Annotated in this window: 10 protein-coding genes; 3 read left to right on the forward strand and 7 right to left on the reverse strand. The window is 74.2% G+C overall.

Annotated features, from left to right (window positions below; genetic code table 11):
- Positions 1-251 precede the first annotated feature (251 nt).
- Entirely contained in the window at positions 252-1,769 is a 1,518-nt protein-coding gene (locus ACQEU6_RS15480) for an alpha/beta hydrolase (RefSeq protein WP_499332578.1), read from the reverse strand.
- 271 nt (positions 1,770-2,040) lie between these two features.
- On the opposite strand from ACQEU6_RS15480, the gene ACQEU6_RS15485 reads away from it, so the two are divergent.
- The gene (locus tag ACQEU6_RS15485) at positions 2,041-2,922 is read left to right on the forward strand and encodes a phosphatase PAP2 family protein (protein ID WP_499332579.1); all 882 of its coding nucleotides are present in this window, start codon (positions 2,041-2,043) and stop codon (positions 2,920-2,922) included.
- A 78-nt stretch (positions 2,923-3,000) separates the two neighbouring features.
- Here the strand turns inward: ACQEU6_RS15485 and ACQEU6_RS15490 are convergent, their stop codons facing one another.
- The 5 genes from ACQEU6_RS15490 to ACQEU6_RS15510 all read right to left on the reverse strand — a co-directional run bounded on the left by ACQEU6_RS15490 (position 3,001) and on the right by ACQEU6_RS15510 (position 10,029).
- Positions 3,001-6,039 (reverse strand): bifunctional [glutamine synthetase] adenylyltransferase/[glutamine synthetase]-adenylyl-L-tyrosine phosphorylase, encoded by a 3,039-nt coding sequence (locus ACQEU6_RS15490; RefSeq protein ID WP_499332580.1) that lies wholly within the window; start codon positions 6,037-6,039, stop codon positions 3,001-3,003.
- A gap of 27 nt (positions 6,040-6,066) precedes the next feature.
- Positions 6,067-7,428 (reverse strand): type I glutamate--ammonia ligase, encoded by a 1,362-nt coding sequence (gene glnA, locus ACQEU6_RS15495; protein WP_499332581.1) that lies wholly within the window; start codon positions 7,426-7,428, stop codon positions 6,067-6,069.
- Between the two features lie 125 nt (positions 7,429-7,553).
- On the reverse strand, positions 7,554-8,381 hold the full coding sequence (locus ACQEU6_RS15500) for an amino acid ABC transporter ATP-binding protein (protein WP_499332582.1): 828 nt from the start codon (positions 8,379-8,381) through the stop codon (positions 7,554-7,556).
- A complete protein-coding gene (locus ACQEU6_RS15505; protein WP_499332583.1) occupies positions 8,378-9,247 on the reverse strand; it encodes an amino acid ABC transporter permease in 870 nt (289 codons plus the stop codon). Before ACQEU6_RS15505 ends, ACQEU6_RS15500 begins: the two co-directional genes overlap by 4 nt.
- Positions 9,205-10,029 (reverse strand): substrate-binding periplasmic protein, encoded by an 825-nt coding sequence (locus tag ACQEU6_RS15510; protein ID WP_499332586.1) that lies wholly within the window; start codon positions 10,027-10,029, stop codon positions 9,205-9,207. The genes ACQEU6_RS15505 and ACQEU6_RS15510 overlap by 43 nt, the downstream gene beginning before the upstream one ends.
- A gap of 161 nt (positions 10,030-10,190) precedes the next feature.
- On the opposite strand from ACQEU6_RS15510, the gene ACQEU6_RS15515 reads away from it, so the two are divergent.
- On the forward strand, positions 10,191-11,222 hold the full coding sequence (locus ACQEU6_RS15515; RefSeq protein ID WP_499332588.1) for a terpene synthase family protein: 1,032 nt from the start codon (positions 10,191-10,193) through the stop codon (positions 11,220-11,222).
- On the opposite strand, the gene ACQEU6_RS15520 is transcribed toward ACQEU6_RS15515, so the two are convergent.
- The gene (locus ACQEU6_RS15520; RefSeq protein WP_499332589.1) at positions 11,162-12,187 is read right to left on the reverse strand and encodes an ArsR/SmtB family transcription factor; all 1,026 of its coding nucleotides are present in this window, start codon (positions 12,185-12,187) and stop codon (positions 11,162-11,164) included. The two genes, ACQEU6_RS15515 and ACQEU6_RS15520, sit on opposite strands and share 61 nt — an antisense overlap.
- Before the next feature lie 55 nt (positions 12,188-12,242).
- On the opposite strand from ACQEU6_RS15520, the gene ACQEU6_RS15525 reads away from it, so the two are divergent.
- A complete protein-coding gene (locus tag ACQEU6_RS15525; RefSeq protein WP_499332590.1) occupies positions 12,243-13,502 on the forward strand; it encodes an MDR family MFS transporter in 1,260 nt (419 codons plus the stop codon).
- The last annotated feature ends 3 nt before the right edge of the window (positions 13,503-13,505 follow it).

The following is a 13,505-nucleotide window of genomic DNA, read 5'->3' on the forward strand; positions in this document are numbered from 1 at the left end:
TGACCGCCATGACCAGCTGGCCGGCCCTCTCGGCGTCGGTCATCCGGGCGAGGATCGCGCCGGGGTCGCAGCCGCGTCCCGGCGGCGCCTGCGCCCGCGCGCGGGCGGGCGGGGCGAGGGCGAGCACGAGCGCTGCGATCGTGATGACGGACGTGATGGTCCGGCCGCCGTTCATCCGCCCCTTGAACAGGCGGCCGGTTCAAGGGGCGGATGTTGACAGGATCGGCGCGGGCGGTCGGGCTCGCCGCCCGCTAGCCGCAGGTCGCGCCCGCGGCGGGGAGCGTGCCGAGCAGGAGGTAGGCGTGCACGGCCTCGCGGACGCAGGGGTCGCCGGTGTCGTAGGAGCCGTGGCCCTCCCCCCTGAGCGTGAGCAGGGTGGCCCGGCCGCCGAGCGCCTGCGTCAGCGCGGACGCCCACGCGTACGGGGTGGCGGGATCGCCGGTGTTGCCGAGGACGAGGATCGGCTCCGCGGACGGGGCGGAGACCTCGCGGGCGGCGGGGTCGCCCTGGACCGGCCAGCCCGAGCACTGCAGAAGGCCCCACGCCAGCGGCGTCCCGAAGGTCGGTGAGGCGTCGCGGAACCGCGGCAGCAGCCGCCGCACGTCGCTCGCGGTGGGCCGGTCGGGGCTGTCGGCGCAGGTGATGGCGGTGTTGGCGGCGGTGAGGTTGCTGTAGGCGCCGTTCTGCCGCCGCCCGTTCTGGACGTCGGCGAGCATCAGCAGCAGCGTCCCGTCGCGGCGCTTCACCGCGTCGACCAGGCCCTGCGCGAGGTACGGCCAGGCGTCCCGGGAGTAGAGCGCGGCGGCGACGCCGGTCGTGCCGAGGCTCTGGGTGAGCCTGCGCCCGGACGAGGTGCGCAGCGGCCTGCCGTCGAGGCCGGCCAGGAACCTGCCGACGGACGCCGCGACGGCCGGGCCGCCGGTTCCGAGGGGGCAGGCATTCTTCCCGAGCCTGGCGCACGCGGCGCCGAAGCCGCCGAGGGCGCGCTGGAACGCGGCCGCCTGCTGGAGGGCCAGGTCAGCGCGGCCGAGCCCGGTGTCGACGGCCCCGTCCAGGACGGCCCGCCCCACCCGGGCGGGGAACTGGTGCGCGTAGTTGCCGCCGAGCCAGGTGCCGTAGGAGATGCCGAAGTAGTGCAGCCGCTCGTCGCCGAGGGCGGCGCGGATCAGGTCGAGGTCGCGGGCGGCGTCGGCGGTGCCGACGTGCGGCAGCAGCCGCCCCGACCGCGCCGCGCAGCCGCGCGCGTAGCCGGCGCGGCCGGCCGCGTACGCCTGCTCCTCGGCGGCCGTGTCGGGACTGTCGTCCATGGCGGCGAGGGCGTCCATGCGGCGGTCGTCGACGCAGGACACCGGGCTGCTCCGGCCGACGCCGCGGGGGTCGAAGCCGATCAGGTCGTAGCGGGAGCGCAGGTCGGCGTACTGGCCCGCGACCTGCGCGAGGGTCTCGACGCCCTCTCCGCCGGGCCCGCCGAAGTCGAACACCAGCGAGCCGATGCGCCGGCGCGGGTCGGTCGCCGGCACCTTGACCAGGGCGATTCCGATCTTCTCGGCGGCGGGCCGCGCGTGGTCGAGCGGCACCGGGAGCACCGCGCAGCGCAGCCCGCGGATCGGCCTGCTCCCGGCCGGCGGTGACGGCAGGCCGGTGCAGCGCCCCCACGACGGCGCCGGGCCCGCTCCGGGCGAGGGGTCGGTGGCCGCGCGGGCGGGGCGCGTCCCTCCCTCAGGGGAGAGGAGCGCTAAGGCGGCCAGGATCGCCGCGCCCGCCGGCACCGCGCCTGCTTTCCCTCGATGCCTGGCCATTGGTCCCCCCGATCGCGTCGCCTGAAGCGTTCGGGACCTACCCAGGGCCCTCTATGCTGACTCCTGATCAACTCAACAGGCTCCGCGTGAGGGGCGGGCGGCGCGGGGGATCCCCCCGGTGTCCCTGAGGCCCTCCCCCGAAAGTCCGGATACCGCGTCAGGGTCGTACTACTCAGGTCTGAGATGAAGACCATTCGTCGCGGTGATCTCATTCAGGGGCGCTGCGGCGAAGATAGGTAGCATGGCTCAACCCGCCCCCCCAGCGGCCCGCAGAAGCGAGGCCGGCGCCACCGGAATCCGGCGCCGGGCCATCACAGCGCCCCCGGTATGGCGCGAACTCCTGCTGGTCGTCCTGTTCTACACCGGCTATACGCTGACGCGGATCGTCCTGGTTCAGGACGGCACCGGGCCGGCGTTCGCGCACGCCGACCAGATCCTGCGCGCCGAACGCTTTCTGGGGCTGGACATCGAGCTGCACCTCAACCAGACGCTGCTGACCGTGCCGTGGCTGGCGCGGACCGCGAACGTCTTCTACGCCACGATGCACTTCATCGCGACGCTCGCCATCGTCGTCTGGCTGTACCGCTACCGGCCGCAGCACTACCGGTGGCTCCGCACCTCCATCATGATCGCCACCGGCGTGGCGCTGATCGGCTTCTGGCTGTACCCGCTGGCCCCGCCGAGGTTCCTGCACAGCGAGGGCTTCGTCGACCCGGTGACCGCGCTGCACTCGCTCGGCCTGTACGCCAGCGACGCGTCCGGGAGCCTGACCAACCAGTACGCGGCCATGCCGTCCATGCACGCCGGATGGTCGCTGTGGTGCGGGCTGGTGCTGTTCAGGCTGGCGTCGCAGAACTGGGCCAGGCTCCTCGGCGTGCTCTACCCCGCGACCACCGTGATCGTGATCCTGTCCACCGCCAACCACTACGTGCTGGACGCGGTGGCGGGCATGGCGCTGATCAGCGGCGCGCTGTGGGCCTCGTGGATCCTCTACACGCGCTGCCCCGCGCCGCTCCTCATCGCCAGGGCCCGCGTCGTGCACCGGTTCCACCAGCGTTCCGGACGGCGGGCGGGCCGCTCCGGGGCGGGCTCCGCCGCCGCCGGCGGCGCCGGCCGGCCCTGACCGGCGTACGCCTCCGGGCCACCCGCCTACATCTCCGGGACTACCCGGCCGCGTAGATCGGCGGGCGGCGGCGCGGGCTCACTCGGCCCCGTAGAACACGCGGTCCATGACGGCGCGGGCGCGGCGGGCGTGCCTGCGGTAGTCCTCCAGGAGGTCGCCCGTCCCGGGATAGCCGAGGACGCGGGCGACGGAGCTGCGCTCGCGGTGGTGGTCGGTCGGCAGCAGATCGGAGGCGCGGCCCCGCACCAGCATGAGCGAGCCCCGGATCCGGGTGGCCATGCACCACGCCTCGGCCAGGGTCTCGGCGTCCTCGGCGTCCAGGAGGCGGGCCCCGACCGCCGCGTCCAGCGCGTCCAGCGTGCGGGTGGTGCGCAGCGCCGGGACCTCGTGGGCGTAGCGGAGCTGGAGCAGCTGCGCGACCCACTCCACGTCGGCGAGCCCGCCCGGCCCGAGCTTGGTGTGCAGGCGCCGCTCGACGCCGCGCGGGAGCCGCTCGGACTCCATCCGCGCCTTCAGCCGCCGGATCTGCCGGACGGCGTCCTCGTCGATGCCGTCCTCCGGCCAGCGGACGGGGTCGATCAGCGCGCGGAACCGCTCGCACAGCTCCGGATCGCCGATCATCGGGTCGGCGCGCAGCAGCGCCTGCGCCTCCCAGGGCTCCGACCAGCGCGCGTAGTAGGCGGCGTAGGACGCGAGCGTGCGCACGAGCGGCCCCTGCCGCCCCTCGGGGCGCAGGTTCGGGTCGATCTCCAGCGGCGGGTCGGGGGCGGGCAGGGCCAGGAGGCGGCGCAGCTCCTCGGCGACGGCGTGCGCGGCGCGCCCGGCGGCGCGCTCGTCCGCGCCGGGCAGCGGGTCGTGGACGAACATCACGTCGGCGTCGCTGCCGTAGCCGAGCTCGTGGCCGCCGAACCGGCCCATCGCGACGATCGCCATCCGGGTCGGCAGCGGCCCGCGCGACTCCATCTCGATCTTGTTGACGGCGATCTGGAGCGCGGCCTCGACGGTGACGGCGGAGATGCCGGTGAGGGCCTCCCCCACCTCCCGGACGTCCACGAGACCGAGCAGGTCGGCGACGGCCACGCGGAACAGCTCGCGGCGCCGCAGCGCCCGTACCACGCCGACCGCCTCCTCGGCGGGGCGGCCGCCCGCCCGGCCCTCCTGCCCGGGCCTGCCCGCGGCCCCCTCCTTGTGGCGGCGGACGGCGGCGAGCGCCTCCGCGCGCAGCGCCTCGTGCGGGCGCGGCGCGAGGCCGGTGTCGCTGCCGAGCAGGGCGACCGCCTCCGGGGCGCGCAGCAGCAGGTCGGTGGCGTAGCGGCTGGAGCCGAGCACCCACGCCATCCGCTCGGCGACGGTCACCTCGTCGCGCAGCAGCCGCAGGTACCAGGGGGTGGTGCCGAGGGCGTCGCTGACCTGCCGGAAGCCGAGCAGGCCCGCGTCGGGATCGGGCGCGTCGGCGAACCAGCCGAGCATGACGGGCAGCAGCGTCCGCTGGATCGCGGCGCGCCGCGACACGCCCGCGGTCAGCGCCTCGATGTGCCGCAGCGCGCCCGCCGGGTCGGCGTACCCGAGGGCCTCCAGCCGGACCCGGGCCGCCTGCGGGGTGAGCCGGGCCTCCTCCCCCGGCAGCCGCGCGACGGCCCGCAGCAGCGGCCGGTAGAACAGCTTCTCGTGGATGCGGCGGACCTCCCGGGCGTGCCGCCGCCACAGCGCGGTGAACTCCCCCACCGGGTCGGTGCGCAGGCCGAGGGCGCGGCCGAGCCGGCGCAGGCCGGCCTCGTCGTCGGGGACGAGGTGGGTGCGGCGCAGCCGGTGCAGCTGGACGAGGTGCTCCACGCGCCGCAGGAACCGGTACGCCGACGCCAGCGCCGCCGCGTCGTCGCGCGCGACGTAGCCGCCCCGGGACAGGTCGGCCAGCGCGTCCAGCGTGGTCGGGCTGCGGAGCGTCTCGTCGGCGCGGCCGTGGACGAGCTGGAGCAGCTGCACCGCGAACTCGACGTCGCGCAGCCCGCCCGGCCCGAGCTTGAGCTGCCGCTCGGAGTCGGCGGTGCGCTGGTTCAGGTCCGCCTCGACGCGGCGCCGCATGGCCTGGACGTCCTCGACGAAGCTCTCCCCCTCCGCGGCCTTCCACACGATCGGGGTGATCACGTCGAGGTAGCGGGCGCCGAGGTCGGCGTCGCCCGCGACGGGACGGGCCTTCAGCAGCGCCTGGAACTCCCACGTCTTGGCCCAGCGCTCGTAGTAGGCGCGGTGGCTGGCGAGCGTCCGCACGAGCGGCCCGGATTTGCCCTCGGGGCGCAGCGCCGCGTCCACCTCCCAGAGCGCGCCCTCCTCGGTCGTGGCCGAGCAGGCCCGCATCATCGCCGACGCCAGCCGGGTCGCGGTGCGCAGCGCGGCGTCCTCGTCGCGCCCCTCCCGCGCTTCCGCCACGAAGATCACGTCGACGTCGCTGACGTAGTTGAGCTCGCGGCCCCCGCACTTGCCCATGCCGATCACGGCGAGCCGGCACTCCTCGTGCCCGGGGACCTCGGCGCGGGCGATCGCGAGGCCGGCCTCCAGCGCGGCGGCGGCCAGGTCGGCCAGCTCGGCGGCGACCTCGGCGACGTCCGCCGCGCCGATCAGGTCGCGTCCCGCCAGCGCCAGGAGGCGGCGGCGGTAGGCGACGCGGAGCGCGACGAGCGCGTCCTCGGCGCGGGCCACCGGCTCCGCGGCGGCCAGGTCGGCGCCCACGGCGGCCAGCAGGTCGGCGCGGGGGCTTCCGAGCGGGCCCGCGACGCCGTCGCGCAGCACCCGCCAGTGCTCCGGGTGCCGCGCCAGGTGGTCGCCGAGCGCCGCGCTCACCCCGAGGACGGCGGTCAGCCGCTCCCGCGTCCCCGGCTCGGCGGCCAGCACCTCGCGCAGCTCGCCGTCAGCGGCGGCGAGCAGGCGCAGCAGCCCGTCCAGGGCGAGGTCGGGGTCGGCGGTGCCGCCGAGGGCGTCGAGCAGGCCGTCGCCCGGGCCGTCGCCGTCCCGCTCCGCCTCCGCGATCAGCCGCTCCGCCCGCGCCGCGTGGGTGAACCCGAGCCGCGCCAGGCGTCCGGCGAGGGAGGGACGGCGGTCGGATGTCCAGGACTCGGTCACAGGACCAACCGTATTCCGGCGCGGGCCTCAGAGGACGGCCAGGAGGCGCTTCCGCTCGAATTCGGTCACCTGGCGGCGGTAGTCCTCCCACTCCTGGCGCTTGTTGCGCAGGAAGAAGTCGAAGACGTGCTCGCCGAGGACGTCGGCCATCAGCTCGCTGCGCTCCATCGCGTGGATGGCCTCGTCCAGGTTCTGCGGCAGCGGCTCGATGCCGAGGGCGCGCCGCTCGGCCACGGTGAGGGCCCAGACGTCGTCCTCGGCGCCCGGCGGGAGCTCGTAGCCTTCCTCGATCCCCTTGAGCCCGGCGCCGAGGATCGCCGCGAACGCCAGGTAGGGGTTGGCCGCCGTGTCCAGCGACCGGAACTCGATGCGGGTCGAGTGGCCCTTGTGCGGCTTGTACATGGGGACGCGGACCAGCGCGGACCGGTTGTTGTGCCCCCAGCAGATGTAGGACGGGGCCTCTCCCCCGAGGCCCGCCGTGGAGCCGACGTTGCCCCACAGCCGCTTGTAGGAGTTGACCCACTGGTTGCACACCGCGGTGATCTCCGCGGAGTGCCGCAGCAGCCCGGCGATGAACGCCCGCCCCGCCTTGGACAGCTTGAACTCCGCGCCCGGCTCGTAGAAGGCGTTGCGGTCGCCCTCGAACAGCGACATGTGGGTGTGCATGCCCGAGCCGGGGTGCTCGGTGTACGGCTTCGGCATGAAGGAGGCGTGCACGCCCTGCTCCAGCGCGACCTCCTTCATGACCAGCCGGAACGTCATGATGTTGTCGGCGGTGGTGAGCGCGTCGGCGTACCGCAGGTCGATCTCCTGCTGGCCGGGGGCGCCCTCGTGGTGGCTGTACTCCACCGAGATCCCCATCGCCTCCAGCATCGTGATGGCGTTGCGCCGGAAGTCGTGCGCGGCGCTGTGCGGGGTGTGGTCGAAGTAGCCGCCCGCGTCCGCCGGCTCGGGCTCGCGGCCGTCCTCCGGCTTGTCGTTGAGGAGGAAGAACTCGATCTCGGGGTGGGTGTAGAAGGTGAACCCGAGGTCGGCGGCCCGCGCCAGGGCGCGCTTGAGGACGTAGCGGGGGTCGGCGAAGCTCGGCGTCCCGTCCGGCATGAGGATGTCGCAGAACATCCGGCCGACGCCCGGGGACTCCGACCGCCAGGGCAGCACCTGGAAGGTGGACGGGTCCGGTTTGGCGATCATGTCGGCCTCGTACACCCGGGCGAAGCCCTCGATCGCCGAGCCGTCGAAGCCGATGCCCTCGCCGAAGGCGCCTTCGAGTTCGGCGGGGGCGACGGCCACCGACTTCAGGAACCCGAGCACGTCGGTGAACCACAGCCGGATGAAGCGGATGTCGCGCTCCTCCAGCGTACGGAGCACGAACTCCTGCTGACGGTCCAATGCCCTCTCCCTCGGTACTGCCCTGTCGGCGAGACTGCGTGGTCGACGACGCGGGCCCGGCATGCCGGCCGCGCGGTGCCGGTCCGGCTGTATCTGCAGTATGCCCGGCCGCTGTTACCGCGACGTTACGCGTCCGGGGCCGGTGATCGGAACATATCCGACCGCGGACCGTCCTCGATCCGCGCGGCGGCCGGGTCGAGGACGCGCGAAAGGAACGTCCTGGTCCGCTCGTGCGCGGGTTCGCCGATCACCTGGGCGGGCGGGCCCTCCTCCACGACCACGCCGCCGTCCATGAACACCACCCGGTCGGCCGCCTCCCGGGCGAAGCTCATCTCGTGGGTGACGACGAGCATCGTCATCCCGGCGTCCGCGAGGCCGCGCATGACGCCGAGGACGTCCCCGACCAGCTCGGGGTCCAGCGCGGACGTCGGCTCGTCGAACAGCATCACCTCCGGGCCCATCGCGAGCGCGCGGGCGATGGCGACGCGCTGCTGCTGGCCGCCCGACAGCTGCGCCGGGTAGGCGTCGACCTTGTCGGCCAGCCCGACGCGCTCCAGGTTCTCCCGGGCGATGCGCTCGGCCTCCGCCCGGCCCCGCCTCAGCACCTTCCGCTGCGCGATCATGACGTTGCCGAGCGCGGTCAGGTGCGGGAAGAGGTTGAACGCCTGGAAGACCATCCCGATCCGGCGGCGGACGGCGTCGATGTCGACCTCGGGGTCGGTGACGTCGGCGCCGGCGACCCGGACCGTCCCGGCGGAGGGCTCCTCCAGCAGGTTGACGCAGCGCAGCAGCGTCGACTTGCCCGACCCGGACGGGCCGATCACGCAGACGACCTCACCCGCCTCGACGTGGAAGTCGATGCCGCGCAGCACCTCGTTCGCGCCGAACGACTTGTACAGGCCGCTGATCTCGATGGCCGTCCGGTCCCCGGTGTCCTTGGCGAGGCTCGTCATCGCCGCCCCCTGCGCTGCCGCGCCTCCAGCCGCCGGGCCAGCAGGCTCAGCGGGATCGTGATGAGCAGATAGCAGATCCCCGCCACGATGATCGGGGTGGTGTTGCCCTGGTCGCCCGCGAGGTCGCGGCCGAACTTCGTGAGCTCCCGCTGCTGGAGCGTGATACCGAGGAACAGGACCAGCGAGGAGTCCTTGCAGAGCAGCACCAGCTCGTTGGTCAGCGGCGGGATGATGATCCGGAACGCCTGCGGGATGACGATCGAGCGCATGGCGCGGGTGTGCGACATGCCGAGCGAGCGCGCCGCCTCCAGCTGCCCCTTCGGGACGGCCTCGATCCCGGCCCGGATCGTCTCGGCCATGTAGGCGGTGGCGGCGAGGCCGAGGGCCAGGCCCGCCTGCCCGGCGGCGCCGCCGGGGATGTTGGTGCCCGGGAAGGCCAGCGGCACGCCGACGCCCACGAAGATGAAGATCAGCAGGAGCGGGAGGCCGCGGAAGATCTCGATGTAGCCGGTGGCGAACCACCGGTACGGGGGCACCGACGACAGCCGCATCAGCGCGACGAGCAGACCGCCGCCGAGGCCGATCCCGAACCCCACCGCGGTGTAGACGGCGGTGTTGCGCAGCCCGACCGTGATGATGTCGGGGAACAGGCTCTTGGCGACCTCCCAGTTGGCGAAGTTGAGCCGCAGGGTGCCCCAGTCGGCGAGCGCCAGCACCAGCACCGCGACGACCACGAAGATCCCGTACTGGCCGCCGAGGGAGAGCTGCCGGCGGCGCCGGCGGGTCAGCCCGCCCGGCGGCGCCGCCCCGACCGGTTCGGCGGTCACGAGCCGCCGCCGGCGGCCGCGGGCATTGGACCGATCCATTTCTCATAGATCCGCTTGTAGGAGCCGTCCGACCTCGCCTGCGCGATCACCTGGTTCGTCATCTTCACCAGTTCGGGGTTGTGCCCCTTGCGCATCCAGAACCCGTACTGCTCGCCGGTGTTCAGGTTCGCGGCGACCTCGAAGCCCGCGTTCGCCGGGTCCTTGAGCCAGCCCCTGACGACCGGGTCGTCCTGCACGATCACGTCCACCTGGCCGGTGCGCAGCCCGTCCAGCTCGGCGTTGGAGTTGTCGAACGAGCGCGGGTCGAAGCCCTTGCCCTTGACGAAGTCCTCGCCGGTGGTGCTCGCCTGCGAACCGAGCTTGAGCTTCTTGGCCTTGACGTCGTCGAGCGTGGTGATCCCGCTGCCCTTCTTCGCCATCAGCGACTGCGTGGCGTCGAAGTAGGGGGACGACACGTCCATGAACTTCACCCGGTCGGGCTTGATCGTCATGCCGCCCATCTGGATGTCGCACTTGCCGGCGTTCAGCGCCGACCCGGTCTTCATCGTCTCGAACGGGGTGTCGACGATCTTCTGGGTGACACCGAGCCGCTTGGCGACGAGGTCGATGAGCTCGACGTCGAAGCCCACGACCTTGCCCGACTTCTTGTCCTCCGACTGGAAGGGCGGGTAGGGCAGGTGCGTGCACGAGGTGAGCGCGCCCTTCTCGATGAGCTTCACGCCCTGCACCGTGGCGCCCTTGTCGCCGCCGCACGCCGACGCCGTCAGCGCCAGGGCCGCGAGCCCCGCACCGAAGGCCTGGAGCGTCGTCCGTCTCGACACGTTTCCTCCTGATCGTGCTGGCTTCCGATCACCGCACTATCGCACGTCCCCCCCGGCGGGGGGCAGTGCCGGGCGGCTGACTCGCGCGTGACCGTCGCCGGATATCCGTTTCCCGGAAATTGACGTGGCGATCATGGTCGTCTCGCCAGGTGATCGTTAGCGTGGAACGCGTCGTGGACATCTCACCTCTTCTCTCGATGACCGACCGGGTGACCGCGCTGGCCACACCGTCGGCCATGCACCCGGAGTCGTGGCAGCTGTGCGCGCAGGTGGAGGCCTGGGCACGCGGCCGCGGGCTGGTGCTCGGAGACCCGGACACCTCACCGCTCGGCCGGGCGCGCTGCGAGCGGCTCGCCGCCCGCGTCCTGCCGTCCGCCGACCTGGCCGCCGTGGACCTGTTCGCCCGCTGGCTGACCTGGACGCTCGCGCTCGACGACACCCTGGACCACCCGCCGCTGGCCGACAGCGGCAGCGCCGTGCACGCGCTGTACGACGACCTGCTGCGCGCGATGCGGCGCGGCCACGCCCGGCCCGGCGCCCGGCCGCTGGAGGCGGCGCTGGTGGAGCTGTGGCAGGCCACGTCCAAGGACATGAGCCGCGACTGGCGCCGCCGGTTCATGCTGCACCTGGAGGCGCACCGCGACGGCTGCGCCGAGGAGGCCGTGAACCGCCGGATCAGCCACGTCCCGACCGAGCACGAGTACCCCGCGCTGCGCCGCCGGGCGTGCGGGCCGTTCCTGTTCGACCTGGTCGAGGCCGTCCTCGGCGTCGAACTGCCGGCGCAGCTGCTGCGCACGCCCCGCTGGAAGACCCTCGCCGACGGGGTCGCCGACGTGGTGGCCTGGGCCAACGACCTCGCCTCGCACGACCTGGAGGCCGCGCGCGGCGACGTGCACGACCTGCCCGCCGTCCTCGCCAGGGCGCACGGGCTGGACGAGGCGCGGGCCGCCCACCTGGTCGCCGACCGGATCGCCGACCGGCTGGAGGAGGCGTGGTCGGCGGCCCGCCGGCTGCCGGAGATGCTCGACCGGCTCGACCTGACGGTCGCGCAGCGCGCCGCCGCCGCGCAGGTCGTCAAGGTCCTGCTGGACACGCCGCGCGCGCACATGGACTGGCTCGCCGAGTCGGGCCGCTACGGTTCGGACGCCTCCCCCGCGCCGCTGCGCCTGGACGCGCTCGCGTCGCTGCGCTGAGCGCCGGCCAGGGCGTCCCCGGCCGGCGTGCGGACGTACAGGACGCGGCGGCCCATACGGTGCCCGGTGACGAGGCCGCAGGCGCGCAGGACGCCCAGGTGCTGGCTGACCGCCCCCGCGGTCACGCCCGTCCGCCTGGCGAGGCCGGTGGTGGACGCGGGCGTGGCGAGCGCCGTGAGCAGCTCGGCGCGGCGGCGTCCCATCAGCGCGGCCAGGGCGCCGGCGCGCGGCACGTCCGGCGGCCCGGCCTCCCAGAGCGTCGCCGCGCCGCGCGGCGGATAGCTGAGCATCGGCTGGTAGGGCGGCACCATCACCGACACCTGCGGCCACACGAACGCGCTCGGGACGAGCAGGATCCCGCGCCCGGCGAGCTCGCCGCGGAAGTCCCAGTGGCGGTCGACGGACAGCGTCCCCGCGCACCAGGAGACCGCCTCGTGCAGGTCGCCGAACACGCCCGCGGCGCCCTCGGCGGCGAGCGCGGCGCTGCGGCGCAGGACCTCCCCCTCCAGCAGGTCGCGGACGCGCGGCCAGAACGGCTCCACGGCCACCTCCCAGTACCGTTCGAGGAGGTCGGCGAGCGTCGCGAGGGTGCGCTCGGGCTCGGCGGCCATGGCGCGGCGCCCGGGGGCGGGCCGGTCGCCGCGCGCGGTCCAGCTCAGCTCGGCGGCGACGACCTCGGGCGGGGTGGCGCGGACGGTCGCGAGCTCCGCGCCGAGTTCGGGCAGCGGAGTGTTCGGGGGCGGGGTGAGGAAGTCCGGTATGTACCCGGCCGGACGGACGACCTCGACCAGCGGCTCCAGGCCGAGACCGCGCAGCCGCGGCCGGACCGTGCGGACCCACGGCAGGTGGAGCGCGTGGCCGGACGGGTCGGCGAGCACCCGCAGGCTGCGCACCATCTCCCACAGCGGCGAGAACGCGAACCGGACCCGTGCCACGTCGTCCGGAGCCAGGACGAAATCGATCATTTAGCCCAGACTAAATGAATGTCCCGGGACGCGCGGGGCCCTCACCATCGTGGGAGTGACGACTCTGGAAGAGACTCCTGTCGGTCCCGCTCCCGGCAGGTTCGCGGCGTTCCTCCAGCCCCGGGTCGGCGGCTTCCCCCGGACCTTCTGGGTGCTGTGGGCGGGCACCCTGCTCAACCGCCTCGGGACCATGGTCGAGCCGTTCCTCGGCCTCTACCTGACGACCGTGCGCGGGCTGTCGCTGGCCCAGGCCGGCGTGACGATGGCCGTGCTCGGCGCGGGCTCGCTCGCCGGGCAGCTCGCGGGCGGCCTGCTCGCCGACCGCATCGGCCGCCGCGCGACCCTGACGCTCGCGACCGTCGGCACCGGCGCCGCCATGCTCGCCCTCGGCTACGCCCAGGGGCTCCCCGCGATCCTCGCGGCCGCACTGGTGCTCGGCCTGCTCCTGGACATGTACCGGCCCGCCGCGCAGGCGATGGTGGCCGACATCATCTCCCCGGCCGAGCGCCCGCGCGCGTTCGGCCTGCTGTTCTGGGCGATCAACCTCGGCTGGGCCGTCGCCATGGTGCTCGGCGGGACGCTCGCGCAGCAGGGCTTCCTGTGGCTGTTCTGGATCGACGCCCTCACCTGCGCGGCGTTCGGCCTGCTCGTGTGGCGGGCGGTCCCCGAGACCCGGACCCGCGAAGCCCGCGCCGAGCGGGCGGGCGGGTTCGGCCGCGCGCTGCGCGACCGGGTCATGGTCGGCTACGTGCTGGTCACCCTCCTCTACACGTTCGTGCTCATGCAGGGCATGACGACCATGCCGCTCGCCATGCGGGAGGACGGGCTCGGCCCGCGGTCCTACGGCCTGGCGATCGCCGCGAACGGCACGCTGATCATCATCGTCCAGCCGCTGGTGAACGCGTGGCTGGCGCGGCGCGACCACAGCCTGGTGCTGGCGGCGGGCTTCGCGCTCGTCGGGGCCGGCTACGGGCTCACCTCGCTCGCCTCGTCCGTGGCCGCCTACACCGCGACGATCCTGGTGTGGACGCTCGGAGAGATCACCGCCGCGTCCGTCCTGCAGGCCGTGGTCGCCGACCTCGCGCCCGCCGGCCTGCGCGGCCGGTACGGGGGCCTGTACGGGATGGCGTGGTCGGGCGGCTTCCTGCTGGCGCCCCTCGGCGGCACCCAGCTGCTCGGCGCCGGCGGGGCCCCCGCGCTGTGGCTGACCTGCGCGGGGCTGGCCCTGGGCGCCGCCGCGGCGCAGCTCGCGCTCGCCCCCGCGATCCGGCGCCGGCGCGCCGCCGTCCTCGGCGCCGACTTCTCGTCAAAGTGACGA

Source organism: Spirillospora sp. CA-108201 (assembly GCF_050936235.1).
In the GTDB taxonomy this organism is placed as follows: domain Bacteria; phylum Actinomycetota; class Actinomycetes; order Streptosporangiales; family Streptosporangiaceae; genus Spirillospora.

Coding starts and splice junctions, on each gene's coding strand:
- ACQEU6_RS15505 (WP_499332583.1), bottom strand. CDS start 9,247: ATGGATCGGTCCAATGCCCGCGGCCGCCGGCGGCGGCTCGTGACCGCC.
- ACQEU6_RS15520 (WP_499332589.1), bottom strand. CDS start 12,187: ATGATCGATTTCGTCCTGGCTCCGGACGACGTGGCACGGGTCCGGTTC.
- ACQEU6_RS15500 (WP_499332582.1), bottom strand. CDS start 8,381: ATGACGAGCCTCGCCAAGGACACCGGGGACCGGACGGCCATCGAGATC.
- ACQEU6_RS15485 (WP_499332579.1), top strand. CDS start 2,041: ATGGCTCAACCCGCCCCCCCAGCGGCCCGCAGAAGCGAGGCCGGCGCC.